The sequence below is a fragment of the Prolixibacter sp. SD074 genome (assembly GCF_009617895.1).
Classification (GTDB): domain Bacteria; phylum Bacteroidota; class Bacteroidia; order Bacteroidales; family Prolixibacteraceae; genus Prolixibacter.
The window spans coordinates 2,310,367-2,335,108 of the sequence record NZ_BLAW01000001.1 but is presented as its reverse complement, the minus strand read 5'-3'; the positions used below and the strand labels follow the sequence as shown (position 1 = coordinate 2,335,108).

The following is a 24,742-nucleotide window of genomic DNA, read 5'->3' as shown; positions in this document are numbered from 1 at the left end:
GAGCAGGTCCGGGGTTCGATAGCTATTTACCGGAATAAAAGTTGCTGACCATTTCATCCATCACACGGCTGGTGCGGGCGGCGCTTTCGCCTGTCGATGCAGCTTTTCCGCTACCGCGAAGTTCATCGACGATGGTTCGCAGTAAATTTTGCTGAACATGCACTGGTGCAGGGAAGGGGAATTCCTGTTTCCCGGATGTTGTTTCCAGGATGACCGGTGTGAACTCAAAAGTTGAAAGACGGATATTCCCGCTGCTACCAATGATTTCGATTTCGTCGAGATTTTTTTGCCCAGATGTGGTGAAACACCAGGTTCCGGTCCCGGCAACGCCCGATTCATGCAACCAGTTTCCCAGCACCATATCTTCTGCCGGGTATGCTCCGGCCTGGTTGAATGCCTGACCATGAACATCACGAATCGGGCCGAACCAGTCGTCCAGAATATCAAGCTGGTGCGCGGCTAAATCGAAGAACAGTCCGCCTCCGGCTTTTTCGGGAATCACCCGCCAGGGTAACCCATTGCTGTATTCGTCCTTGTTAAACGGACGGTAAAAACGAATGTTAACCAACCGCACATCGCCGATAGCTTTGGCGGCAAGCAATTCTTTCACTTTCAGAAATCCGGGTAACCGGCGACGGTAATACGCCACAAACAGCGGCATCCCGGTTTCCTTCGAAACGCGGTTCATCTCTTCGCATTCACGGTAGTTGAGCGCCATCGGTTTTTCCACATAAACCGGTTTGCCGGCTTTCATGGCCTGAATGGCATATTGTGCGTGCGTTTCGGGCGGTGTAGCAACATAAATGGCGTTCACTTCCGGATCGGAGATGAGTTCATCCGCGCCGCTATACCATTTGGGAACGTTGTGCCTCCGGGTATAATCTTCCGCTTTTTCAGCCGAACGGCGCATCACTGCTACCAACTTTGAGTGCTCAATTTTTTGTAGCGCCGGGCCGCTTTTTACTTCGGTCACCTTTCCGCACCCGATAATTCCCCACCTGATTTCTTCCATGAATATTTTGATTGGCAATTTGTAATTAATCCTTGAACCGATCTTTGTGCGCCCACAGGCCCAGCGCCGGATTTGGGACGTAAAATATTTCTTCGCCATTAGGCAATTGGTTCCATCCATCGTTCAGCTGACGCGGATCGTATACCTGCATCACTTCGTCAAGGGCTTTGTATTGAAATCCCACACTTTCTATCTCTTCCTGCGTAAGGTTTTCTTCATTGGCGCCCGGGCAGTAGGTTATCGTGAAGCGTCCTTCAGAACTACCGTGAATGAGGTGCGCCGCGGCACTGAGATTCTTCCGTAAATCGGAATTTTTCTCGACCATTTCCAGGGTGCGCGGTGTGCCGTGATAACCGTATTTCCTAATCAGTGTGTCAATTTCCGGGTCTTCGCCGAATTCCTTCAATGCCGGAGCCAGAATAATTAGTTCGGCATTGTCGGCCAGTGCCATCCGGGTACGGTAAATGGCTTTGTTTCCCAGCCATGTTGATTTGAACTCGGTTGGGTCGAGGTAAACGACGGCCTTTTTAATTGGCTTATCGAGCATCTCGAAATTGACCTTCACCGAAAGTGCTGCGGCCTTGTCGAATACTGAAAGATCGTCTCCGATGAATAAGCCACGCACTTTCAGTTTTCCGTTTTTCGTCGCTTCCACTACCGTGAGCACATAAACGATGGGCAATTCTGCCGCTACTTTTTCGCTGGCGTAGTTAAACATCCGGCGGACGGGTGTATCGGCGCGGCCCATCATTTTTTCCATGCCGTAAACGGCCCCGATGAAGTGGCTCTTGTTGATCCCTTCTGTTCCTCCGGTTCCCACAAAGATGTTTTTGTTGTAGTTGGCCATGCCAACCACTTCGTGCGGAACTACCTGTCCGATGGAGAGAATCAAATCGTGGCCACCGTCGCGCAGCAGTTTGTTGACCTGCACCGGCCACGCATAGTCGATGGCTCCTTTGGATACTTCCTTCACATATTCACCGGGAACTTCGCCCAGGGTAACCACGTCGTTTCGCCAGTCGTGCTCGCGAAACAGTTCCATCGGAGCCTGTCCGAACATGTGATGTATCTGTTCTTCCGTCATGGGACTGTGCGTTCCCAAAGCCGGAAGTATATCGGTGAGTTTATCGCCGTAATATTGCCAGGCAAATTCGGTCAACTCACCGGCGTGTGACGGATAGCGAGTGTAGTCGGGTGGAATGGCCAGTACCTTGCCAATATCCCCCAATTTATCAAGCGCCGTAAACAGGCCTTCCTGCAGGTCGACTGCACTCAATTCCTGTTCGGGCGATCCTGTTTCGTAGTAGATCATGTTTTTTGTTTAAGGCTCAGGCAGAGGCAAAGTATACGAAAGCCTTCGCCTGAGCCTCTGTCTTATCTTTATCTTTTTACTCTTGCATTTCCTTCCCAAATGCTCCAAACCATCTCTTCGTCGGCTGGCTGGGCGTAGTCTGTCAGGAATGTAGTGGCCAATGCACCGGTAGCCCATCCAAACTGCAGCCATTTTTCGGCGTCCCAGCCTTTCAGGATACCATACAATAAGCCACCAACAAAACCGTCGCCACCGCCGATTCGGTCGAGAACGTTGATTTTGCGTGGCTCGATGACCTGCCATTCGTTGCCGGAGAGCATGACGGCGCCCCACAGGTGTTCGTTCGTGCTGACTACCTGACGGAGAGTTGTAGCGAATACCGAAGCATTCGGGAACGATTTTTTCACATTTGTGATAAGACCTTTGAAGCCTTCGATTTCGGCTTCGATTCCCTGGCCGCCGGCTTTGGGCCCTTCGATACCAAAGCAAAGCTGGAAATCTTCTTCATTCCCGATAAGGATATCGGCTACAGCAGCAATCTCTGTGAAGTTTTTACGCAACTCTTCTGCACGGCCTTTCCAGAATGAGGCGCGGTAGTTCAAATCGAAGGAGATGCGGGTGCCGTGTTTTTTTGCAGCGCGGGCGGTCTCCAGACAGAAAGCACTGGTTTCGGGCGAAAGCGCTGAAATTAGTCCCGACAGGTGAACAATTTGGACACCTTCTTCGCCGAAAATGCGTTCCAAATCAAAATCCTTCACATTCAGGGTACGTCCCACTTCGCCGGCGCGATCGTTCTGAACACGTGGTCCGCGGGAACCATAACCGCTGTCGGCAATGTTAAACTGGTGACGGTATCCCCACGGATCGCCCTGGGCTACTTCCGGCCCTTCGTAATCCATGTGCCGGCTTTTCAGGTTACTCTTGATAAATTGTGCAACCGGACTTCCCTTCACGAAAGTTGTCAGCACCTTGACAGGCATCCCGAGATAGGAAGCAATACTGGCCACATTGGTTTCGGCGCTGGTAGCCTGCATTTCGAAAAGATTGCTGCTATGTACCGGTTGTCCGTTTACCGGCGTAATCCGTACGCCCATGCTGGTCGGAACCAGCAGTGAATATTGACAATTTTGTTTTAATTGAAGATCCATTACGTGTGGTTCGATTGAGATGATTGGTTATTTACTGTCCAATCATCGGTCATTCATAATTTAATTTTCTTATACGCCGCTGTACGCGTTAAATCCTCCATCAACGGGAATAACGACTCCTGTTACGAAGGACGAGAGTTCCGAAAGCAGGAACAAAACAGTACCCTGAAGATCTTCCGGCTCACCGAATTTACCCATTGGGGTGTTGGTGACAATCTTTTGTCCGCGTTCTGAATAATCACCGGTTTTTTCATCCAGGACCAGGAAGCGGTTCTGATTGGTGATGAAAAAGCCGGGAGCGACAGCATTAACACGGATGCCCATTTTTGCCAAATGAACTGCGAGCCATTCGGTAAAGTTATTTACGGAAGCTTTGGCCGCCGAATAAGCTGGTATTTTGGTTAAGGGATGATAGGCATTCATTGACGAGATATTCAGCACGACACCTGATTTTTTTTGCAGCATGTCGCGTGTGAAAACCATGGTAGGCAATACAGTTCCCTTGAAGTTGAGTGAAAAAACTTTGTCGAACCCTTCCATCCCGAGTCCGTAAAAGGTGTTTTCCAGGCTATCTAAATCAGTATCCTCAATTTGTTCCACGCCGGTAGTTGCTTGTGGGGAATTTCCGCCGGCACCGTTGATCAAAATATCGATTGGCCCGAGTTGCTCTTTAATCGATTGATGAGCCTGCTCCAGCTGGGCTTTGTCCAACACGTCGCCTTTGATCCAGATTACCTTTCCTCCGGTTTCCCGGGAAATTTCTTCAGCAACCTGTTTTCCTTTTCCTTTACCCCGTGAAACGATGGTAACTTTTGCTCCAACAGTCGCCAGGGCATAAACAATTGCTTTTCCAATAACTCCGGCTCCACCGGTCACTACACATACTTTCCCGTTAAGGTCGTCGAACGTAAAGTTTTTCATGGATCAAATATCTTGTAGATTCAGTTTTTCTATTTTAGATTATTTGGCACTATAGTAATCCAGATTTTCTCTGGTAATGATATCGATGGAAGTGAAATTCTCTTTTTCCACTGGCAGTTTTCTCAACACATTATCAAACAAAGCATTTAGTGCCCGGTATCCCTGTCCTTCCGGATTCTGACAAAGCAGGAAATCGATGGCATCTTGCTCCAGCATTTTCACGTTGGGCGGAATCAGATCGTAGCCCACAATCCGCGGATGCAAATTCAGCGATGAAAAATAACCGGCAATCAGGTGAACCCGTGAATTGGTGACATAAATGCAATCGACTTTTTCAGGAGATAATCCTTTTGCAGCCATCTGCTGTTTTAACTCGGTTTCACTTTCCTGAATCTCTATCTTGATGATATTCTGTTGAATCGATTTTTCGTTGAAGTAGTCATAAAATCCTTGTTCGCGCTGGTGCAGATGATTTTGGTTGTCAAGCTCGCGGCCTACGTGGACCAACAAAAACGTCCTCTCTTCCGGCAGGCCGTAATTGAGCAACTTCGCTGCCAAATGGCCACTCTGAAATGAGTTTTGCCCGATAAAACTTACCGGATGGGTAGCCTTGAGGTTGGAATCGATATATACATAGGGAATTCCTAATGCATCCAGCTTTGAAGTGAATAATCTGGCTTCGCGGCTTATCCAGGGAGCGAGTAGCACGCCAGCTGGCGGATTTTCCAAAATTTCGGCGGTCTTTTCAATAAATGATGCAGCCCCTTCAGTATCGAAAAGAAAGAGTTCGAGTTTCACACCAAACTGGCTCAGTTCGTCAGCCGAGCGTGTAATGCCTGACATCGGCCGCGTCCAATAGGAATCTTCCGACGGCGCTTTGGGTAACAAAACTGCAAATACAGTCTCTCTCTTTGATGCCAGGGTGCTGGCCAAAAAATTAGGCCGATAATTCAAATCATTGACAATGGCCAGGATCTTCTCTTTCGTCACGGCTGAAACCTCTCCGCGGTTATGCAACACGCGGTCAACCGTACCGATGGATACGCCTGCTTTTTCCGCAATGTCTTTTATGCGGATTATTTTTCGTTCCTGTTTGATAAGTCAAAAATTTTTAAGGTTCAATGTTCAGTTCAACAACAAATCTATGAAAAAAATGATTTGTCGTGTACGATAACGGCATAAAACTATTTTAAAACATAAAAAGGCGATCTACTGGGGTTTTTGATTTTAAGTTCAGGAAAAAGTTACTACTTTCGTGAACGAACACGGAAAACATGTCTTTGTAAATTCAACTGAAAACTAGCTGATTATGAAACTTGGGAAATATAGCTTTGGTATTGGTGATCGGTTTGCCAGGGAGGGTGAAGCACAGCTTCGGGCCATCCTGAAAGCACAAAAAGCAGGCATCGATATCAGTCCGGTCTGGAACAAGTCAAACCGGGAACACACGATCGTACATTCGAAACCGGAAGATACCCGGAAAGAAGCGGATGCCGCAGTGTCATCACTCGGATATAAGGGCCCCTATTTTGTTGATGCCGATCATGTTGGCCTTGGAAATGTGGAGGGCTTTCTCGAATCGTCCAACTTTTTCACGCTGGATGTTGCTGCATTTATTGGAAAGCCTTCTTCAGCCGATGACGTGGCTGATTTTCTTGATGCATGTGAAAAATACAAAGGAGAATGGCAGATTCCCGGAATCGATTCTCCGTTTGAAGTGGATGATATTTTTCTGAAGGAAATGGGCGACCGTTTTTTAGCTGCAGTCACTGAGGCTGGCAATATATATCGTGCTATCAAAGCCCGGAAGGGAGCAACCAATTTTATTACCGAGGTTTCAATGGATGAGGTGGAGGCTCCGCAAACTCCCATTGAAATGTTCTTCATATTGAAAATGATTGCTGATGAGGGGATTCCTGTGCAAACGATTGCGCCAAAATTCACGGGACGTTTCAATAAAGGCGTCGATTATCTAGGCGATGTGAAACAGTTTGCCCGCGAGTTTGAAGAAGATATTCTTGTCATCGACTTCGCAGTGAAAGAGTTTGGTCTTCCTGATACACTAAAGCTGAGTGTTCACTCTGGCTCCGACAAGTTCTCCATTTATCCGGTGATGGCTGAAATTATCAGGAAATACGATAAAGGCTTACATATTAAAACAGCCGGAACTACATGGATTGAAGAGATGATTGGCCTTGCACTCGCTGATGGTGAAGCGTTAGAACTGGCAAAAAACATTTATAAAAAGGCGCTGGAACGCAAGGATGAATTGTGTGCGCCATATGCTGACGTCATCGATATTAATGAGCAGTTGCTGCCATCTGCTTCCGAAGTTGATAGCTGGGGCAGCAGGCAATTTGCGAACGCCTTGCGTCATATTCCCGGTCATCCGGAATACAATCCAGACTTTCGCCAGTTGATTCATGTTGGCTACAAAGTGGCTGCTGAATATGGCGAAACGTATACTGGCCTGGTTGAAAGATACAAAGAACTGGTGGGCCGTTGTGTGGAGGAAAACTTGTTCGAACGCCACCTGAAACGATTGTTTAATTTGTAAAGAGAATATTGTATGAAACCTTTTCTTGGGGACGATTTTTTGTTGCAAACCGGTACAGCAAAGCAATTATATCATGAACATGCGGATAAAATGCCCATCTTCGATTATCACTGTCATATTTCACCGAAGGAAATTGCCGGGAATAAATCATTCAGTAACCTGACGGAGATTTGGTTGGCAGGCGATCATTATAAATGGCGTGCCATGCGCACCAATGGCGTGGATGAACGCTATTGTACCGGCGACGCCACCGATGAGGAGAAGTTCATGAAGTGGGCGGAAACCGTACCTTATACATTGCGGAATCCGTTGTATCACTGGACCCATTTGGAACTGAAAAAGCCTTTTGGCATTAATAAATTGCTGAATCCAAATACGGCGCAGGAAATCTGGGCCGAAGCCAATGAAAAGCTGAATACGCCCGGATTTTCCTGTCGTGGAATTATTCGCAAAGCCAATGTACATACTATTTGTACAACCGATGATCCCATCGATTCATTGGAATATCACAGGCAAATTAAAGAAGATGGTTTTGAGGTGAATGTGTTGCCGGCCTGGCGGCCCGATAAGGCAATGGCTATTGAAAATACAGAAGCTTTCAATGCATATATCGACAAACTTTCGGCTGTAGCCGGAATGGATATATCGACATTCGTCCAGTTGATGGAAGCATTGGATAAACGTCATGCCTTTTTTCATGAAAATGGATGTCGGTTATCTGATCACGGCTTGGAAACCTTGTATGCCGAATCATATACAAACGCCGAAATTGTGGCGATTTTCAGTAAAGTACGTGGAGGCGGAAAGGCCAATAAGGAAGAATTGCTGAAATTCCGTTCGGCCATGTTGTATGAATTTGCTGCCATGGATCACAAGCGTGGTTGGACGCAACAATATCATTTGGGGGCGATGCGTAACAACAATCGCCGTCTGTTTGAGAACCTGGGACCGGATACCGGTTTCGATTCCATCGGCGATTATTCGTTGGCCACTCCCATGTCGCGCTTTTTCGACCGACTTGATTATGAGGAGAAACTGACGCAAACCATTCTATATAATTTGAATCCGCGCGATAACGAGGTTCTGGCTACCATGCTGGGAAATTTCCAGGATGGTTCGGTACCTGGAAAATTTCAGTTTGGCTCCGGTTGGTGGTTCCTCGACCAAAAGGATGGTATGACCAAACAAATGAATGCCCTATCGAATCTTGGATTGCTGAGCCGCTTTGTTGGGATGCTGACTGATTCCAGAAGCTTTTTGTCGTACAGTCGTCACGAGTATTTTCGCCGCATTTTGTGTAATCTGCTCGGAAATGATGTGGAGAATGGAGAAATTCCTGCCGACATGGAATTGCTTGGACAGATGGTGGAGAATATCAGTTTTAATAACGCGGTGAATTACTTCCACTTTTAAATGAGAAAAATTCAAACCAAAGAATATTAATTGATATAAGAAAAGCTGCTTAACGATGGATAAAAAAGTGGTCACTTTTGGTGAGATCATGTTGCGATTGGCTGCCCCTGGATATTTGCGGTTTAGCCAGGCGAATGTTGCTGTTTCGCAGGGAGCCGCCGATGTGTTGTCCGAAGGAATTGGCAAAGCCAACGAGATGGGGGTAACCGTTTCGTGTGACTTGAATTACCGGAAAAATCTCTGGAAATATGGAAAGACAGCCGGAGAAGTGATGCCGGATCTGGTGGCAGGTACTGATGTTGTTCTGGGAAATGAAGAGGACGCTGAAATGGTTTTGGGGATCAAACCCGAAGGTGTTGATGTGACCGGAGGCCATGTTTCCGGGGCTGCTTATGAATCAGTGTCAAAACAAATCATGGCAAAATTCCCGCGCGTGAAGAAAGTGTTCACAACGCTTCGTGGTTCTATCAGCGCTAACCACAATAGTTGGTCAGGCGTGCTGTGGAACGGAAAAGAGCTGTTCGGAGCGCCCACTTATCAGATTACGCACATTGTCGACCGTGTTGGCGGCGGCGATTCGTTTATGGGCGGACCTTCGTTTGTGAAGGCGATAAAGGGGCCTTGTCCGTGGATCAGCCTGATGCCGACGGGTGGTGTTGAAACTACCGAAGAAAGCTTAAAGGCCTGGTTTGGTGCCGGTGTCACTTGCGTGGGAATGGGTTCACAACTGATAACGAAAGAAATTATTCACAAAGGAAATTATTCGGAATTAACGAATAAAGTAAAGCAGGTATTTGAGATACTGGATGAAATCAGAGAGTGAGCCACAGGCTTTTTCCCTTTTGAAAACCAATAAATCATGATAAAATCCAAACCAATATTTTCTTTTCTGCTGCTGATAGGATTATTCATCTTTTCGTCCTGCCAGCAACATCAGAAAGTGACAGTACTAAAGCTTGGGCACAGTTTGGCTCCGACAAATTCGGTACATAAGGCGATGGTTTACATGGATAAGCGGTTACAGATGTTATCCGGCGGCACCATGAAAATCGAGATCTATCCTTCCAGTCAGTTGGGTGGGGAGAGTCAGTGTCTTGAGCTTCTGCAAATAGGCTCACTGGCGATGACCAAAGTTTCGGCTGCCGCGCTCGAAGGTTTTGCACCGGAATTTCAGATACTCAGTCTTCCATACATCTTTAAGGATAAGGCACATGCATTCAAGGTCCTTGATGGCCCGATTGGAAAGGGAATGTTGAAGCAAGCCCAGAAATTCTGGTTGCGCGGATTGTGTTATTACGATGCCGGAAGTCGTTCCTTCTATACGAAGGATACACCAATTTATTCTCCTGCTGATTTAAAGGGGTTAAAAATCAGGGTGATGAAAAGCAATACGGCGGTGGAGATGGTAAAACGTCTTGGCGGTTCTCCTACGCCTATCTCGTTTAGCGAATTATACACGGCCTTGCAGGGCGGTGTGGTGGATGGTGCCGAGAATAACCCTCCCAGTTTCTATCTTTCGCATCATTACGACGTGTGTAAATACTACTCGCTTGACGAGCATACCATGGTTCCCGATGTGCTGCTTATCAGTACAATTGTGTGGAATAAACTGACACCCCAGCAGCAAAAATGGCTGCAGGAAGCGGCAAATGAATCGGTTCCTGTTCAGCGTAAGCTCTGGGCCGAATCGGTAAAGAAGAGCCTGGAAGCTGTACAACAAGCAGGGGTGAAAATTATTCATCCGGATAAACAGCCTTTCATTGACAAGGTGAAAGGTATGTACGAAGATTATCGTAGCGATTCGACCTTGTATTCTTTGATTAAGCGGATTCAGGCCGGTGATACAATGGATTTATCAGGAACTGATAATGGAAAATAGTTTTCACGGCAGTAGATGTTTCATGACTAAATGTACTCGAAATGAAATTGCGTAGAATTGTAGATAAAATACTTGGGCAGGCAGTAATCATCCTGATGGGAACGCTTGTGTTGGATGTGCTGTGGCAGGTGGCCAGCCGTTATGTTTTTCAAGATCCCAGTTCCTTTACAGATGAACTTGCCGGATTCCTGCTGATTTGGGTGGGATTGCTTGGAGCTGCATGGGCTGCAGGAATGAAGCACCATCTGGCGATCGATTTGCTTGCTCAGAAACTCTCCCCGGCCCGTAGACGATATCTCGATATTTTGATTAATCTGCTGGTGATGTTATTTGCCCTATCGGCGATGGTAATTGGCGGAATATGGCTGGTATACACCCGGTTTTATCTCGGACAAACATCGGCTGCCATGCAGATTCCCATTGGGTATGTTTACCTGGTTGTACCGCTGAGTGGGTTCTTCATTATTTACTTTAGCATAGATGAGATTGTCCGACTGGTTAGAAATCCAAACGCCGATAATATTTGATTCATGGAAACATTAGGAATATTCGTCCTGGTTATCTCATTCGTTATTTTTCTGGCTATTGGCGTGCCGATTGCCTTCAGCATTGGACTGGCAGCCCTGCTTACACTTTTTTTGAGTGCCGGAATGTTGCCTGCAGTGACAACCCTCGCTCAACAGATGGCTACCGGATTGGATAGTTTTGCCTTGTTGGCGATTCCGTTTTTTATATTGGCGGGGCAGCTTATGAACAGGGGCGGAATTGCGATGCGATTAATCTCTTTTGCCAAAGTGTTGGTGGGACGGCTCCCCGGCGGACTGGCATTTGTGAATGTGCTGGCTAATATGCTTTTCGGAGCAATTTCGGGTTCAGCTGCTGCTTCGGCTTCGGCCATTGGAAGTATTATGGGACCTGAAATGGAAAAAGTGGGATATGACAAAAACTTTAGTGCAGCTATTAATATTACCAGTGCCACAACGGGGTTGAGTATACCGCCCAGTAACATACTGATTGTCTATTCGCTGGCGTCCGGAGGTGCCTCTATTACGGCGCTTTTCCTTGCGGGATACATACCCGGGATTCTTACCGGGGTGGCTCTTATGATTGTAGGCGCTGTTTTCGCTGTAAGGAAAAAATACCCGCTTTGCGAAAAATATACCTTTCGGCAGAGCGTGATAACCTTTATTCAGGCCATTCCAAGTTTGTTGTTGTTGGTGGTGGTTATTGGTGGAATTATCGCCGGAGTTTTTACGGCGACTGAAGCTTCAGCTGTAGCGGTGTTGTACTGTTTTATTTTGGCCATGGCTTACAAGGAGATAAACCTAAGCGATTTACCCGGAATTCTTCTGAAATCGGTGGGAACTACTGCCATTGTCCTTCTGTTGGTGGCAACCTCTATGGGCCTCTCCTGGGTGATGTCGTCCCAGAATATTCCGCAGGGAGTAAGTAATGTGCTACTTAGTGTTTCAGGCAATCCCATCATTGTTTTGCTGATCATCAATTTTATCCTGCTGTTTGTTGGCGTGTTCATGGATATGACACCGGCCGTGCTGATTTTCACGCCTATTTTCCTGCCGGTTGTAACCTCGCAGTTAGGAATGGATCCGATTCACTTCGGAATCATCATGGTAATGAACCTTTCAGTAGGACTCTGTACACCACCTGTTGGTTCGGTGCTGTTTATCGGTTGTAGTGTGGCGAATACGAAGATTGAGCATGTCATCAAGCCTTTATTGCCCATGTTTGTGGTGATGATTATCACGCTACTTTTGGTAACTTATGTACCGGAGCTGAGTTTGTGGTTACCTCACGCATTTGGATTTTAAGACTCAGATGGGTAGATTGATTCATAGAAGGAAAGGGAGGAGCCGGGAATTTGGCTTTCCTCTTTTTTTCTTTCGGAAAAAATGAAGTCGTCTTTTAGCGTTTACCAGCCAGTTCTTTTATCCAGATTTTAAGGCTTTCGCCGATATCTTCCTGCTCCATGCCAAAGAGGACGTTTGTTTTAATGAATTCGAGTTTGTCTCCGATATCGAAAAGTTCACCCTGCAACTTTACGCCAAAGATTTTTTCGTTATGCAGTAGCGCCTGCATGGCATCGGTAATTTGAATTTCATTGTTTTTTCCAGGCGGTGTTTTTTCCAGGTAACTGAAAATTTCGGGCATGAAAATATAACGGCTGGCGATGGCCAGATTGGAAGGCGCTTCCTGAACGGCAGGTTTCTCAACGAGTTGTTTTGCCTGCCAAATATTGTCTTGTAGATGGGTGCCGTCGAAAATGCCGTAACGACTGACCATATCCCCTTTAACTTCTTCGAGCCCGACCACTGAACCGTTGTATTTTTCTGCTACCTCAGCAAGCTGAAGGGTAACCGGTATTTTGCTGCGAAAAATGGTATCTCCCAGCAAAACAGCGAAAGGTTCGTTGCCTACATGATCGCGTGCATGCAGAATCGCGTCTCCAAGTCCATTCATCTCCTTTTGCCACACAAAATGGATGTTAGCCATGTCGGTGATGCGGCGGATGGCGTTCAGTTCTTTGAACTTTTTCTTTTGCTCCAGCAGATGTTCCAGCTCAAACGAACGGTCGAAATGCTCCTCCACCGCCCGTTTTCCGCGACCGATGATCATTAAAATGTCTGTAATTCCTGACGCAACGGCTTCTTCCACCACATATTGGATAACCGGTGTATCGACAATCGGAATCATTTCTTTGGGCTGTGCTTTGGTGATGGGAAGAAAGCGGGTCCCAAACCCGGCAGCTGGTATAACGGCTTTTCGTATCATGGTTCAATTGCTATTTCCGGTTTACTAAATAAAAAATATCCGGAATCGTTCAATTTTAGGTTGACCTATTCCGGATACGAATTAGTTGTTTACAGCGTTCCGTTCCATTTGGCGACTGCTTCCATATTCATCGGATTGATGATATTTCTGGCTTCAGCGGTATAGAGAAATTCCAGCTCTTTACTGAAATATTCGATGATTTTATCACGTACCATTTTCATGGTGCTGTTCATCAAATGATTTTGCTCGGTAAAGGCTTCCGGAAGAACGGCAATTGTGGCCGGTAGCCAACGTTCGGGAAATTCACCTTCGTATTTTCCGCCTTTGCGGTATGCATCCACTTCCTGTTTGATAATTTCCAGCGTTTGTTGATTGCCTTCTTCCGTTCCCGGCTCGATGTTCATCTTTTGCAATTTCCGGTTGATGGCGGCAATATTGGGAATCAACATTCCGGAAGTAAAAGGGTCCTGGTTGTTATATAGCATCGCCTGATCGATAAATTCTGATTGGTCGACCAATGCTTCTTCAATGCCTTCCGGGCTGAACTTCTCACCGTCGTTTCCAATCAGCAGACTCTTGAAACGCCCCAGTACATAAAGAAATCCATCTTTGCTCATATAGCCCATGTCTCCTGTATGTAGCCAGCCATCTTTCAATGTTTCGGCTGAGGCTTTCGGGTTTTTCCAGTAGCCTACCATAACATTGTCGCCCTTAATGACGATTTCGCCTTTTTCACCGACTGGTAACTCCTGGCCATCTTCGTCACTGATTTTCAATTCAAGATCCTTTACCAACCTTCCGGATGAACCAAATTTGATGGCATGCAACGCGTTTGAGGAGATAACCGGAGATGCTTCTGATAGTCCGTAACCCTGACATACTGGTACGCCGATGGCCGCAAAAAAGCGCTGGAGCTCAATATCGAGTAAAGCACCGCCACCTATGAAGAATTTCAATTCGCCACCAAAGGCCTCCCTGATTTTGGAGAACAAAATTTTATCGTAGAAGGTGACTGCTGGTTTCATGAATGCACGCCAGCCTTTGCCTTTGTTCCAACCATCGCCATTATAAGCATAGGCAACTTTTAGTCCCTGTTTGAAAAGCTTTTCGGCTGTTTTTCCTTTTGACTGAATATTTTTTTCGATGGTTTTCCGGAAATTCTTCGAAAGAGCAGGAACGCTCATCATAATGGTTGGTCTCAGCTCTTTGAGGTTGTTCGGAACATTTCGCAACGTTTCCATTGGTGAACGGCCAATTTGCACTGAACCAATGCTGGCGCCATTTACCATGAAACTATAGAGGCAGGCAGTGTGCGCAAATGAGTGGTCCCACGGAAGAATGGCCAACGTCCTGAAACTCTCATCAATGTCCATTAATGAATTAGACTGTGCCACGTTCGCTGAATAGTTCAGGTGCGAAAGCATAATGCCTTTTGGATCGGTAGTCGTTCCGGAAGTGTACGAAATATTGGCCAAATCATCGGGTTGAACGCCTTGCCAGATAAGCTCGAAGGTTGCTTTCTTTTCCGGATCACTGAGATAAGCTTTTCCTTCCTTAACCAGATCGTCGTAATTGAGATCGTTCGGTCCCGGATTTTCTTTTCCATCGATGTAAATGACTTTCTCCAGAGTAGAAACCTCATGTCGGATTCTTTCGATTTTTTCGGCCTGCTGACCTGAAACAATAACCATTCGTGCACCGGAGTGCTCCAGCCTGAATTTGAGTTCGGAGGGTTCCAGTTTTACCGACAATGGGACATTGATAGCATCGCAATACAGTATGCCCAATTCACTCACCAACCAGGCATTCCGGCCTTCGGATAAAAGTCCGGCCCGATCACCCATTTCGAGCCCCTTGGAAAGAAGCCCGGCTCCGAAGTGATGAACTTGTTCATGAATTTCACGGTAAGTGGAAGGTTCGTATTTGTCTTTTGTTTTTTCCCAAAGTAGGGGATTGTCAGGAAATTTAGCGACGCTTTGCTCAAAGAGCTCAATCAGTGTCTTCATCGGTTGTTTGTTTTTTCTATCGGCGGAAACCGGAGTAAAGGAATTTTTTTTGTTAAGCAAGATCCAAAATTATGGAAATTTCCGGTAATCAGAAAAATATTTTAAAGCCTGAAATAAACGTGAAACAGCCTGATTTTGTGTATTCAGGCTGTTGTTTGCGGGTATGTTATTTATTTCGTGCCAAAGCGATAGACGGTTTTCGAATGGAACGGGCCACCGGGCCGTAACTCTGTGGATGGAAAATCCGGATGATTTGGAGAGTCAGGATAGTGCTGTGTTTCGAGGGCAACACCAGCATACTGACCGAATTGTTCGCCGTTTTTACCTTTTATGTTTGGGATATAATAACCAGTGTAAAGCTGAATTCCTGGTTCGGTTGTCAATACCTCAAGGGTCCTTCCTGTCGATTCTTCCGACAATACAGCTGCTTTTTTCAACTTTTTCCCATCGCTATCCAGTACAAAATTCAGATCGTACCCATCTTTCAGCTCCTTAATTTTTGAGCCCAGTTCACGTTCTTCAGTAAAATCGAATGGGGTTCCGGTTACCTCGTTTATTTTCCCGGTAGGTATGAGGGTTTCATCGGTTTCGGTACAACGACCGGTATGGAGTTTCAGGTTGTGGTGCAGAATATTTTCCTGTTTTCCCGTTAGGTTGAAGTATATGTGGTTTGTCAGGTTAACCACGGTTGGATGATCGGTTTCAGCTTTGTACTCAATCCCAAACTCGTTTTTGTGGTTCAGGGTATAAATAACGGTTACATCCAGGTTGCCAGGATAGCCTTCTTCCATATGAACACTGCGGTATTTCAGCTCAACGCCTATTATGTCGGGTTTTTCAATCTTGTGTGGTGCCCACAGTACTTTATCAAAACCGGTTATTCCCCCATGCAGGTGATTTGGGCCATTATTTACAGCTAATGTGTATTCCTTTCCATCGAGGGTGAATTTGCCTTTAGCAATCCGGTTGGCATACCGTCCGGCAACACATCCAAAATACGGGCAGTTATCGAGATATTCTTTGCTTAAATAATCACTCAGTGATGAAAATCCCAGTACTACATTGTCGAATTTCCCCTTCTTGTCAGGAGTTTCGATCGATGTAATGATGGCGCCGTAATTTGTTAGGTTGACGGTAATTCCATTGTCATTACGTAGTTTGTAAAGGAAAACTTTCTCCCCTTTAGTTGATTTTCCGAATTCTTCTCGTATTAATTCCATGGGCTTATTGGATTAGAGTATTTCATTAAAAATTTTGCGTAAATTTAAACATACTGGTAGGTACCAGTCGTAAAATTATGCATTTTTTTTCACCTTTGTAGTTAATAAATATATTGTTTTTGGTCATGAATTACGTGAAATTAAAGCATATATTCCAGATTGACGAAAATGCCGGTATTCCAAAATACAGGCAAGTCATTAGTTCGGTTTATAAGGCAATTGAACAGGGAAACCTGAAAAAGGGTGACAAAATTCCCTCGCTGAATGAAATATGTCAATCGTTTGATTTATCGCGTGACACCGTAATGGTTGCCCTTAATGAATTGAAAGCAAGAGGAGTTGTGTCTTCGGTTCCTGGGAAGGGATATTATATAGACAGTACGGTCCTCGATTATGAGAAGCGGATATTTGTCCTTTTCGACGAATTAAATGTCTTTAAAGAAGATTTGTATAATTCGTTTACCAGCCAGCTGGACAACAAAACCAGTGTCGATATATACTTTCATCACTTTAATTTCAACCTGTTTGAAAAACTGGTAACGGAAGCCGCAGGAAAATACAGCGCGTATGTGATTATGCCTGCCACCTTCGATAATACGAACCAGGTAATTCGCCATCTTCCCCACGATAGGGTTTATATTCTCGATCGGGAAAAAGCCGATCTGGAAGGGTACCCCGTAATTTATCAGGACTTTGAACAGGATGTTATTGATGCACTGCAGGATGGAAAAGATCTGCTAAAAAAGTACGATCGGCTGGTGATGCATTTTCCGGGTGGGAAGGAACCGGAAGGAAGGGTTGATGGTTTCAAACGCTTTTGTGAAGAAAATGAAATTGAATACGAGGTTATTTACTCGCTTAGTAACCGGAAAGTGAAAAAGGGAGAAGCCTACTTCGTGATGTCGGATCGGAACCTGGTGAGAATGGTGAAGAAAGCAGCCGAAGCGAAATTGAAATTGGGTGAAGATTTGGGGTTGGTTTCTTTTAACGACACGGTTTTGAAGGAAGTTGTTGCTGGTGGAATTACAACAATTTCAACGGATTTTGTGCAAATGGGAAAAACGTTGGCCAAGATGATCTCGGACCGTTCCAAATTACAGTTAAGTAATCCATCTTCGTTGATCCGGCGAAAATCATTGTAGTGTGTTTTATAACACAAAAAATTGGTCAGGGAAAATAACAATTATCCATAAATTAGCCTACCAGTACCTACCAGTTGGATAAAAATTGAGGAAATGAGTAATTTTAACAGTAAAGATCATCCGCACACCCGGTTAAACCCGTTGACAAATGAATGGATATTGGTTTCTCCCCACCGCTCAAAACGGCCGTGGCAGGGACAAGTTGAAAAGGCGTTGGTGGGCGAAAGGCCCAAATACGACCCGTCATGCTATTTATGTGCCGGTAATGAAAGGGCAGGGGGACATAAAAACCCGGATTATAAAGGAACGTTTGTTTTTACTAATGATTTTAGTGCCTTATTGAGCGATACTCCGGATGGAGGGGTGGATGAGGGCGATCTTTTTCAGGCTAAAAGTGAAAGTGGAATTTGCAAGGTAATTTGCTTTAGTGAAGATCACAGTCAGACTATCCCCGAAATGGACGTGAAAGATATCCGCAAAGTTGTAGATGTTTGGTGCGAGCAGTATGAGGAACTGGGACGTAAAGACTTTGTTAATTATGTCCAGATTTTTGAAAATAAAGGAGTTATTATGGGCTGTTCGAATCCTCACCCGCATGGTCAAGTCTGGTCTTCTTCATCAGTACCGGTCGAGCCAGCAAAGGAATCGGTTGCCCAGAAAGCATATTTCGAAAAGCATGGACGGACACTATTAGGGGATTATCTGCAGGCAGAGCTGGAAAAAGAAGAACGGCTACTTGTTCAGAACGATTACTTTCTTGCTCTTATACCCTATTGGGCAGTTTGGCCATTTGAAGGAATGATTATCAGCAAACGCCCGGTTCAAAACATTCTTCAGTTAAACGAAAATGAAAGAGATGGGCTGGCTGATATTTACAAGAAGTTGACAGTGAAATATGATAATTTGTTTGAAACGTCATTTGCTTATTCTGCCGGATTGCACCAGGCACCTACTGATGGCAAACACCATCCGGAATGGCATTTGCACATGCATTTTTATCCGCCATTGTTGCGGTCGGCCACGGTAAAAAAATTCATGGTGGGTTACGAAATGCTGGCAACCCCGCAGCGTGATATTACGGCAGAACAGGCCGCACAACGCTTGCGTGACCTGTCGGATGTACATTATAAAGCGCAAATCAATAAATAATTAAACTTCAATAAAACTATGGCAAAGATTAGTGCATTAATTGAAAAAATAAATGGTGGGGAGAACTCGTTGTTCAACGAATTGTATGGAACGAACGCAGAAACGTTAAGTGAACAGGCTGACCGGTACGCCCGTTTAATGGACGAGTTTAAAAAAATGTACGGACAGGACGATGTCGAATTGTTCAGCTCGCCCGGGCGTACCGAAATTGGCGGGAACCACACCGACCACAATCACGGCCGGGTTTTGGCCGGAGCTGTTAACCTGGATATGATTGCTGTGGCTGCCAAAAATGACAGCAATATTATCAAAATAAAATCTGCCGGGTATCCAGAATTTCAGGTCGATCTTTCCAACCTTGGTATTGACGGATCACAGTTTTATACTTCGTCTTCGTTGGTTAAGGGGATTTGTGCCCGAATGAAAGAAAATGGTTTTGAAATAGACGGGTTCAATGCCTGCATTGAAGGCCGTGTCCCTAAAGGCTCAGGCCTGAGTTCATCTGCCTCTTTTGAAGTTTTGATTGGTGCCATAGTTAACCATCTATTTAATGATGGAAAGATGAGCGCTGTTGAAAACGCCATGATCGGTCAATGGTCTGAAAACAATTTTTTTGGAAAGCCTTGTGGCTTGATGGATCAGACAGCTTGTTCCGTTGGCGGTTTGATTACAATCGATTTTAAGGATCCGGCGAACCCAATTGTAAAAAAAGTTGACTTTGATTTTGTTTCGACGGGTTTTGCACTGGTTATTACCGATGTTGGCGGCGGCCATGACGACCCTGCTTCACAAGCTGAATATGCATCGTTGCCAACCGAAATGAAAGCAGTTGCTGCTGAGCTGGGAGCAAAAGTGCTTCGGGAGGTTACGCTGGAGCAAGTAATTGATAAGATTCCGGAAATTCGCAAAAAAACTGGTGACCGTGCTATTCTTCGGGCGATTCACTTCCATGGTGACAATCAACGCGTGGTCGATCAGGTTGCTGCACTGGAGAAGAACGATTTTCAGGCGTTTCTGAAAATGGTTGTGGAATCGGGATACAGTTCCTACATGTACAACCAAAATATTTTTGACGTCGTCCATAAAGATGAACAAGTTGTTTCATTGGCCCTGGCATTGAGCGAACTGGTTTTGAAAAGAAGCGGAGCCTGGCGTGTTCACGGTGGTGGTTTTGGTGGTACCATTCAGGCCTTTGTTCCACAAGATAAGCTGGCCGAATACGTTAAAACATTAGAGCACGTGTACGGAAAAGGGAAATGCCATACTTTATTCATTCGCTCGAAAGGTTCGATTAAGTTAGAGCTCTAATCAATAATACGAAATCTTAAACTATACAAAATGAGTAAAAATAAGTATTTGTTCCCGTTGATAGTCATGTCGGCACTGTTCTTCATGATTGGCTTCATGACTACCATGAACAATTCGATGATCGACTTTCTAAAGGATGCATTCAGGCTTGATAATCTCCCCAACGGAAAAGTATTGAAACAATTACCGAATTCATTTTTTTATGGTGCCTATGCCTTGTCTATTCCTGTAGGATTTCTTATCCACCGGATTGGTTACAAAAAAGGTGTATTGCTGGGGGTTGCCCTGCTTGCCGTTGGGGTAATTTCATGTATTCCACTAGTAGCAGTTGGGTACATTCCATTCTTATTTGGTGTTGCCATATTTGCTGTTGGAATTGTGATTCTGCAGGTCGTGGCCAATCCTTATGTAAATGCTCTCGGCCCCGAAAAGACTGCTGCAAGCCGCTTGACGCTCGCTAACTTCCTGAATTCAGTGGCAACCGTTATTGCCCCGATTTTTGTATCAATGTTGATTATTTCTGACAGCGGCTCATCAGGTGTGATGGAACCAACGCAGGTACAAAAACCTTTTGTTGTCCTGGCAATTATTGCTGTGGTTATTTTGGTTATCCTGTTTTTTCTGAAACTTCCTGAAATTGAAGAAGAGGATAAAGATCAGGCAATTAAGCCGAAGAAATACAAATCTAGTGCATTCAAATATCCGCACGTTTGGTTAGGTTCCCTGGCTATTTTCTTCTATATGGGAATTGAAATTGGTATTCCCAGTTTCTTTGCTGATTATTCCAGGGAGCTCGGCCTTCATCTATCAGCTATTGAGCGTACCGACATGTTGAAATATTACTGGGGTGGTTTGATGGTTGGCCGTTTAGCCGGTGTTTTCATACTTCGTCGGTTCACTGCCCGCCAGATTCTTACCTTGTGTGCCATCGGTGGTATTATCTTGTTAGGTGCTTCACTGTCTATTGGCGTTAATGCAGGACAGGTTGCCCTGATACTGTTCCTGGGTACCGGCTTGTTCCACTCTATCATGTGGCCTACCATTTACAGTCTGGCGCTGGAAGATTTGGGGCCACTTGCCAAAGTGGCATCCGGAGTGATTTCTACTGCGGTAATTGGTGCGGCTATCCTAACTCCCATGATGGGGGCCGTTCAGGATTATTTAGGCATTATTGCTGCTATTAGCTTACTGTTCATCTATTATCTCTATCTGATTTTCTTTGCGGCCAAAGGGTCGAAAATCCGCACTGTTTAATTTATTGTGAGCCAAAAATAGTCGAGGCCGTCTGTATGTTACACAGGCGGCCTTTTTGGTCAAGTCGACTATACATAAAGAGATTGTCTGTTGTTTTATATTCTCCAATAAATATTTTTTAATTTTACTGCCCATGAAGGATACAACTCCATTCTACGATATCATTGGTGATGTACATGGTTACGCTGAACTGTTGAAGAAGTTACTCAGAAAACTCAACTATGAGCAAATCGACGGGATTTGGCGGCATAAGAAACGCATGGCTGTTTTTGTAGGCGATTTTATCAACCGCGGACCAGAGATCAGGGAAACCCTGGAAATTGTCAGGGGAATGGTCGAAGCCGGAACTGCTCATGCTATTCTGGGAAACCATGAATATGCGGCTGTTTTATATCATATAAAGGATTCAGGAGGAATGTATCTGGGCCGGCATATTTCCGGCAACCGAAACCAAATCAGTAAAACACTCAATCAGTTTAAAAACGATAAAGCGCTTTGGAAAGATTACCTGAAGTGGTTGCGGACGCTGCCTCTTTTTCTCGATCTGGGGGAAATCCGGGTGGCGCATGCTTATTGGAATGATGCTGAAATTGATTATTTGAAGGAAACCCTTCCAAATGAAAGGCTAAAGAAGCGCTTCCTCCGGGATATACATGAAAACGGCCATCCTGCATCGGAAGTAATTTATCACTTACTGAAGGGCCTTGAATATCGCACTCCGGCTGATTTGATTGTTAAAGACACCCGGGGAATGCCCCGGAGGACTTTCCGGATGAACTGGTGGGAACCGCCTGCCGGGAAAACATTCAAAAGCCTGTCTTTTGGCAATAAGTTTGTTTTGCCTGATTATTCGGTCCCTCCGGAAATTATTCCGCGTTTTGAACCTTACTCCGAAGACCAGCCACCCGTATTCTTTGGACACTATTGCCTTTCCGGTTGCTGTGCTATTCCGCAGTCCAATCTATGCTGCGTAGACAGTTGTGTAGCAACAACCGGAAAATTGACTGCTTATCGCTGGAAAGGCGAGAAAATATTAACGGAGGAGCATTTGATTTCCGTGGAGGATTGATATGGTCTGATCCGGCTCGCTTACATCTTCTGTGAATTGTTGAATGGAATGGGAGCGTATCGCTGAACAGGATGGATGTGGGCACTTCATAAAACACAAAAGCCCAGAAATAATTCCGGGGCTTTTGCGGTCCGGACGGGACTCGAACCCGCGACCCCATGCGTGACAGGCATGTATTCTAACCAACTGAACTACCGGACCAAAATCGTTTTCCTTTATTTTTTTATTGGCGGTCTGGACGGGACTCGAACCCGCGACCCCATGCGTGACAGGCATGTATTCTAACCAACTGAACTACCAGACCGTGTGTTTTCAGGAAAACGTTCACAAAATATGAAAGAACCGGACATTGTGCCCTGCCTTATTTTTAAAGGCGATGCAAATATATAGCTTGTTTCTTTAACTGCAAATCTATCCCCGTTTTTTTTTACCAATTTTCCGTAAATAAACAGGGAAACGATTCGATGAAGATACTTAATCTTTTTCTTGTGAAAACATTGAAAAATGAACACTTCCATATTTACGCAATTCTGAAAAACGGGGATGTGACTCAAAATGGTTTGCTTTTCCATGTTCCAGGATGAAAATACCCCCGGATGTCAACAACTCATGCTGGAATATCAGGTTGGGCAAGGTTTCCAGGTTGGGAAGAGCATATGGCGGATCGGCAAATATTAGATCATACTTTCCTGCACTCTTTTCAAGGAAGCGAAATACATCGCCTTTTATCAGGTGAACTGCCTTTTCAGCACCGAGTGTTTTAACCGTTGACTGGATAAACGAAAAGTGGCGGTAGTTTTTTTCCACGCAGGTAACTTTTCCGCATCCGCGTGAAACGAACTCCAGTGTGATGCTCCCCGTTCCGCCAAACAAATCCAACACGGACATCTCTTCCAAATCAATCTTGTGGATAAGAATGTTGAACAGGTTTTCCCTGGCAAAATCGGTTGTTGGCCTTGCTTTAAAGTTGGAACCGGGACTGAAATGCCTTCCTTTGAATTCTCCGCCGATTATTCGCATCGATATAAACTTAACAGGGGTGCGTAATAGTGTTCGGGAATTTCGTTAAAGGTGTAACTGTATTGGTAGGTTGTATCGAGTTTAGCAAAGGACACCTTCCGAATGTACTTCTTTAGTAAATGGTAGTGCGGTGCCATCCGGGAAATGTATCCTGAAATAATCACATTCGCTTTCTCCGGGTTTAACTTGAGTTGCTCGAATATATACATCACGTAGTACAGCACATCATTTTCATCCCGGTAGGTGAAATTGTTGTATAATCTGAGTTTTGGCCCTTCAATGACAACTAAATCGAAATCGTGCCGGAAGAAATTCAGATGAACTTCGACCCGGTCTGTCTGCGATTTATTGCGTTTTAACGCACTTTCAACAATTGGGTAGATATGATGCCTGAGTGTTGCTTTGGGAAACCTGGAGAGAAGGAATTCGCGGAAGTTGACCGGAATTTCATAAAGCGACCAAGCCTCTGCTTTATGCAGATGCGTCTTTTCGATGGTAAAATTCTTTTCCAGCGGATGATTGAAAGCGAAAAATTTCTCAGCGGTCCCCCGCGAGTACATGCCTTCGGGAACAAGTGTCGACTTCCGGGTGGAATAGATGATGTCAATGCTCTTGTATTCGGGATTGAAAAGTTCCTCTTCTTCTATTACATCTCTCAACCGGTTTAGCAATAGACGCGGTCTTTTCAGGAATATCGGGTGGTTTCGGAGCAGGATATACTTCCCCTTGGGAATGTCGAGTATACAAAAAGAAAATCCATCCAGACTAATCTGGATGGATAAATGATATAGTAAAGATTGGGTACTATCAAATGTTTTGTCGATAAAACGAATATCCCGCATTAGCTAAACATTATTCCCAGTTTCCTGCATTGTTGTTTGCTTCGGTAAGTGAACCAACTTTCAAGCCCGGGTATTTTCCGTCAACCCTGCTTTTCTCATTCAGATTGATGATTTCCTGTTCGTATTCGTCTTTCAACTGATTCAGGATCATGTTATTGTGTGCACGGGCTTCAAAAACGGCAACATCAATTCCCGAACCGGTTTTCACCTTGGTTGCACCCAGGTAGAATTTTTTATTGTTCGTGTAAGGGATAATCGGCAATTTGTCGATCGGATAATTTTTACCGAATACAGAGTCAAGTACTGCAACTTTAACGGTATCACGGATGATTTTACCTTCTCTTAAAGCTTTTTCTTCAGTCCAGCCAGCATCAACCATTGAGTCAGTCAAAGAACCAATTTTACGTACCATCGGCAATGAATCGTCTTTCACGAACGTGAGCAGCGTATCCCAACTACCGGTGAATTTATTATTCACATCTTTGTAAGCCAGCTCTGCCTTACGAATGTCTTTCAGTTTATCGATGACCGCCGCATAGCGTTTGCTTTTCGCTTTCTCGAAATCAATCGGCTTACGAATGGTGTCGTAAATCATATAAGCCAGCACTATTGCTGCAATGATAAGAAAAACTTGTAGTAATATTTTCTTCATTTTTTTCCGAATGAATTTGTTGGTTTGCCTGCAAATTTAAAAAAAAAA

General features: G+C 45.0%; 22 protein-coding genes and 2 tRNA genes. 11 read left to right on the top strand and 13 right to left on the bottom strand.

Annotated features, from left to right (window positions below; all coding sequences use genetic code 11):
- Positions 1-22 precede the first annotated feature (22 nt).
- The 5 genes from GJU82_RS10175 to GJU82_RS10155 all read right to left on the bottom strand — a co-directional run bounded on the left by GJU82_RS10175 (position 23) and on the right by GJU82_RS10155 (position 5,455).
- Entirely contained in the window at positions 23-1,012 is a 990-nt protein-coding gene (locus GJU82_RS10175; protein ID WP_153632044.1) for a Gfo/Idh/MocA family protein, read from the bottom strand.
- A gap of 25 nt (positions 1,013-1,037) precedes the next feature.
- Positions 1,038-2,324: a lactate racemase domain-containing protein gene (locus GJU82_RS10170; protein ID WP_153632043.1), complete on the bottom strand. Its 1,287-nt coding sequence runs from the start codon at positions 2,322-2,324 to the stop codon at positions 1,038-1,040.
- Between the two features lie 68 nt (positions 2,325-2,392).
- Positions 2,393-3,472 carry a sugar kinase gene (locus tag GJU82_RS10165; RefSeq protein WP_153632042.1) on the bottom strand — a complete coding sequence of 360 codons (1,080 nt, stop codon included), beginning with the start codon at positions 3,470-3,472 and terminating at the stop codon, positions 2,393-2,395.
- A 69-nt stretch (positions 3,473-3,541) separates the two neighbouring features.
- Entirely contained in the window at positions 3,542-4,393 is an 852-nt protein-coding gene (locus tag GJU82_RS10160) for an SDR family oxidoreductase (RefSeq protein ID WP_153632041.1), read from the bottom strand.
- A 39-nt stretch (positions 4,394-4,432) separates the two neighbouring features.
- Positions 4,433-5,455, bottom strand: a complete 1,023-nt coding sequence (locus GJU82_RS10155) for a LacI family DNA-binding transcriptional regulator (RefSeq protein ID WP_228488782.1) — start codon at positions 5,453-5,455, stop codon at positions 4,433-4,435.
- 247 nt (positions 5,456-5,702) lie between these two features.
- On the opposite strand from GJU82_RS10155, the gene GJU82_RS10150 reads away from it, so the two are divergent.
- From GJU82_RS10150 to GJU82_RS10125, 6 genes are read left to right on the top strand one after another with little or no spacing between them, the layout of a single operon-like run.
- The gene (locus GJU82_RS10150; protein ID WP_153632039.1) at positions 5,703-6,950 is read left to right on the top strand and encodes a tagaturonate epimerase family protein; all 1,248 of its coding nucleotides are present in this window, start codon (positions 5,703-5,705) and stop codon (positions 6,948-6,950) included.
- A gap of 12 nt (positions 6,951-6,962) precedes the next feature.
- Entirely contained in the window at positions 6,963-8,363 is a 1,401-nt protein-coding gene (uxaC, locus tag GJU82_RS10145) for a glucuronate isomerase (RefSeq protein WP_153632038.1), read from the top strand.
- A 55-nt stretch (positions 8,364-8,418) separates the two neighbouring features.
- Complete coding sequence (locus GJU82_RS10140; RefSeq protein WP_153632037.1) at positions 8,419-9,186, top strand: PfkB family carbohydrate kinase; 768 nt, start codon at positions 8,419-8,421, stop codon at positions 9,184-9,186.
- Between the two features lie 36 nt (positions 9,187-9,222).
- Positions 9,223-10,242: a TRAP transporter substrate-binding protein gene (locus GJU82_RS10135; protein ID WP_153632036.1), complete on the top strand. Its 1,020-nt coding sequence runs from the start codon at positions 9,223-9,225 to the stop codon at positions 10,240-10,242.
- Positions 10,243-10,283: 41 nt separating this feature from the next.
- Positions 10,284-10,769, top strand: coding sequence for a TRAP transporter small permease (locus tag GJU82_RS10130; protein ID WP_194831027.1), 486 nt, complete (start codon positions 10,284-10,286; stop codon positions 10,767-10,769).
- Between the two features lie 3 nt (positions 10,770-10,772).
- On the top strand, positions 10,773-12,071 hold the full coding sequence (locus tag GJU82_RS10125) for a TRAP transporter large permease (RefSeq protein ID WP_153632035.1): 1,299 nt from the start codon (positions 10,773-10,775) through the stop codon (positions 12,069-12,071).
- 94 nt (positions 12,072-12,165) lie between these two features.
- Here GJU82_RS10125 and galU read toward each other — a convergent pair whose 3' ends face one another.
- From galU to GJU82_RS10110, 3 genes are all read right to left on the bottom strand, one after another.
- Complete coding sequence (gene galU, locus GJU82_RS10120; RefSeq protein ID WP_153632034.1) at positions 12,166-13,032, bottom strand: UTP--glucose-1-phosphate uridylyltransferase GalU; 867 nt, start codon at positions 13,030-13,032, stop codon at positions 12,166-12,168.
- A gap of 89 nt (positions 13,033-13,121) precedes the next feature.
- Complete coding sequence (locus GJU82_RS10115; protein WP_153632033.1) at positions 13,122-15,038, bottom strand: long-chain fatty acid--CoA ligase; 1,917 nt, start codon at positions 15,036-15,038, stop codon at positions 13,122-13,124.
- Positions 15,039-15,208: 170 nt separating this feature from the next.
- Positions 15,209-16,258, bottom strand: a complete 1,050-nt coding sequence (locus GJU82_RS10110) for an aldose epimerase family protein (protein WP_153632032.1) — start codon at positions 16,256-16,258, stop codon at positions 15,209-15,211.
- 125 nt (positions 16,259-16,383) lie between these two features.
- Here GJU82_RS10110 and GJU82_RS10105 point away from each other — a divergent pair, with 125 nt between their 5' ends.
- The 5 genes from GJU82_RS10105 (at position 16,384) to GJU82_RS10085 (ending at position 22,180) form a co-directional block, all read left to right on the top strand.
- Positions 16,384-17,400, top strand: a complete 1,017-nt coding sequence (locus GJU82_RS10105) for a GntR family transcriptional regulator (RefSeq protein ID WP_153632031.1) — start codon at positions 16,384-16,386, stop codon at positions 17,398-17,400.
- 93 nt (positions 17,401-17,493) lie between these two features.
- Positions 17,494-18,549 carry a UDP-glucose--hexose-1-phosphate uridylyltransferase gene (locus GJU82_RS10100; protein ID WP_153632030.1) on the top strand — a complete coding sequence of 352 codons (1,056 nt, stop codon included), beginning with the start codon at positions 17,494-17,496 and terminating at the stop codon, positions 18,547-18,549.
- Positions 18,550-18,567: 18 nt separating this feature from the next.
- Complete coding sequence (locus tag GJU82_RS10095; RefSeq protein ID WP_153632029.1) at positions 18,568-19,857, top strand: galactokinase family protein; 1,290 nt, start codon at positions 18,568-18,570, stop codon at positions 19,855-19,857.
- Positions 19,858-19,887: 30 nt separating this feature from the next.
- Positions 19,888-21,111, top strand: coding sequence for a glucose/galactose MFS transporter (gluP, locus tag GJU82_RS10090; RefSeq protein ID WP_153632028.1), 1,224 nt, complete (start codon positions 19,888-19,890; stop codon positions 21,109-21,111).
- A 133-nt stretch (positions 21,112-21,244) separates the two neighbouring features.
- Positions 21,245-22,180, top strand: a complete 936-nt coding sequence (locus GJU82_RS10085) for a metallophosphoesterase (protein WP_153632027.1) — start codon at positions 21,245-21,247, stop codon at positions 22,178-22,180.
- A gap of 127 nt (positions 22,181-22,307) precedes the next feature.
- Here the strand turns inward: GJU82_RS10085 and GJU82_RS10080 are convergent.
- From GJU82_RS10080 to GJU82_RS10060, 5 genes are all read right to left on the bottom strand, one after another.
- A tRNA-Asp gene (locus tag GJU82_RS10080) sits at positions 22,308-22,381 on the bottom strand.
- A gap of 26 nt (positions 22,382-22,407) precedes the next feature.
- Positions 22,408-22,484 (bottom strand) — tRNA-Asp (locus tag GJU82_RS10075).
- Positions 22,485-22,654: 170 nt separating this feature from the next.
- Entirely contained in the window at positions 22,655-23,200 is a 546-nt protein-coding gene (locus tag GJU82_RS10070; protein ID WP_153632026.1) for an RsmD family RNA methyltransferase, read from the bottom strand.
- On the bottom strand, positions 23,191-24,042 hold the full coding sequence (locus GJU82_RS10065) for a DUF3822 family protein (protein ID WP_153632025.1): 852 nt from the start codon (positions 24,040-24,042) through the stop codon (positions 23,191-23,193). Before GJU82_RS10065 ends, GJU82_RS10070 begins: the two co-directional genes overlap by 10 nt.
- A gap of 10 nt (positions 24,043-24,052) precedes the next feature.
- A complete protein-coding gene (locus tag GJU82_RS10060; protein ID WP_153632024.1) occupies positions 24,053-24,694 on the bottom strand; it encodes a hypothetical protein in 642 nt (213 codons plus the stop codon).
- Positions 24,695-24,742: the final 48 nt, after the last annotated feature.

Bases quoted from the DNA above. Each gene is read 5' to 3' on its own strand.
- GJU82_RS10175 (WP_153632044.1), bottom strand. From the start codon at position 1,012: ATGGAAGAAATCAGGTGGGGAATTATCGGGTGCGGAAAGGTGACCGAA.
- GJU82_RS10170 (WP_153632043.1), bottom strand. From the start codon at position 2,324: ATGATCTACTACGAAACAGGATCGCCCGAACAGGAATTGAGTGCAGTC.
- GJU82_RS10165 (WP_153632042.1), bottom strand. From the start codon at position 3,472: ATGGATCTTCAATTAAAACAAAATTGTCAATATTCACTGCTGGTTCCG.
- GJU82_RS10160 (WP_153632041.1), bottom strand. From the start codon at position 4,393: ATGAAAAACTTTACGTTCGACGACCTTAACGGGAAAGTATGTGTAGTG.
- GJU82_RS10150 (WP_153632039.1), top strand. From the start codon at position 5,703: ATGAAACTTGGGAAATATAGCTTTGGTATTGGTGATCGGTTTGCCAGG.
- uxaC (WP_153632038.1), top strand. From the start codon at position 6,963: ATGAAACCTTTTCTTGGGGACGATTTTTTGTTGCAAACCGGTACAGCA.
- GJU82_RS10140 (WP_153632037.1), top strand. From the start codon at position 8,419: ATGGATAAAAAAGTGGTCACTTTTGGTGAGATCATGTTGCGATTGGCT.
- GJU82_RS10135 (WP_153632036.1), top strand. From the start codon at position 9,223: ATGATAAAATCCAAACCAATATTTTCTTTTCTGCTGCTGATAGGATTA.
- GJU82_RS10130 (WP_194831027.1), top strand. From the start codon at position 10,284: ATGAAATTGCGTAGAATTGTAGATAAAATACTTGGGCAGGCAGTAATC.
- GJU82_RS10125 (WP_153632035.1), top strand. From the start codon at position 10,773: ATGGAAACATTAGGAATATTCGTCCTGGTTATCTCATTCGTTATTTTT.
- galU (WP_153632034.1), bottom strand. From the start codon at position 13,032: ATGATACGAAAAGCCGTTATACCAGCTGCCGGGTTTGGGACCCGCTTT.
- GJU82_RS10115 (WP_153632033.1), bottom strand. From the start codon at position 15,038: ATGAAGACACTGATTGAGCTCTTTGAGCAAAGCGTCGCTAAATTTCCT.
- GJU82_RS10110 (WP_153632032.1), bottom strand. From the start codon at position 16,258: ATGGAATTAATACGAGAAGAATTCGGAAAATCAACTAAAGGGGAGAAA.
- GJU82_RS10105 (WP_153632031.1), top strand. From the start codon at position 16,384: ATGAATTACGTGAAATTAAAGCATATATTCCAGATTGACGAAAATGCC.
- GJU82_RS10100 (WP_153632030.1), top strand. From the start codon at position 17,494: ATGAGTAATTTTAACAGTAAAGATCATCCGCACACCCGGTTAAACCCG.
- GJU82_RS10095 (WP_153632029.1), top strand. From the start codon at position 18,568: ATGGCAAAGATTAGTGCATTAATTGAAAAAATAAATGGTGGGGAGAAC.
- gluP (WP_153632028.1), top strand. From the start codon at position 19,888: ATGAGTAAAAATAAGTATTTGTTCCCGTTGATAGTCATGTCGGCACTG.
- GJU82_RS10085 (WP_153632027.1), top strand. From the start codon at position 21,245: ATGAAGGATACAACTCCATTCTACGATATCATTGGTGATGTACATGGT.
- GJU82_RS10070 (WP_153632026.1), bottom strand. From the start codon at position 23,200: ATGCGAATAATCGGCGGAGAATTCAAAGGAAGGCATTTCAGTCCCGGT.
- GJU82_RS10065 (WP_153632025.1), bottom strand. From the start codon at position 24,042: ATGCGGGATATTCGTTTTATCGACAAAACATTTGATAGTACCCAATCT.
- GJU82_RS10060 (WP_153632024.1), bottom strand. From the start codon at position 24,694: ATGAAGAAAATATTACTACAAGTTTTTCTTATCATTGCAGCAATAGTG.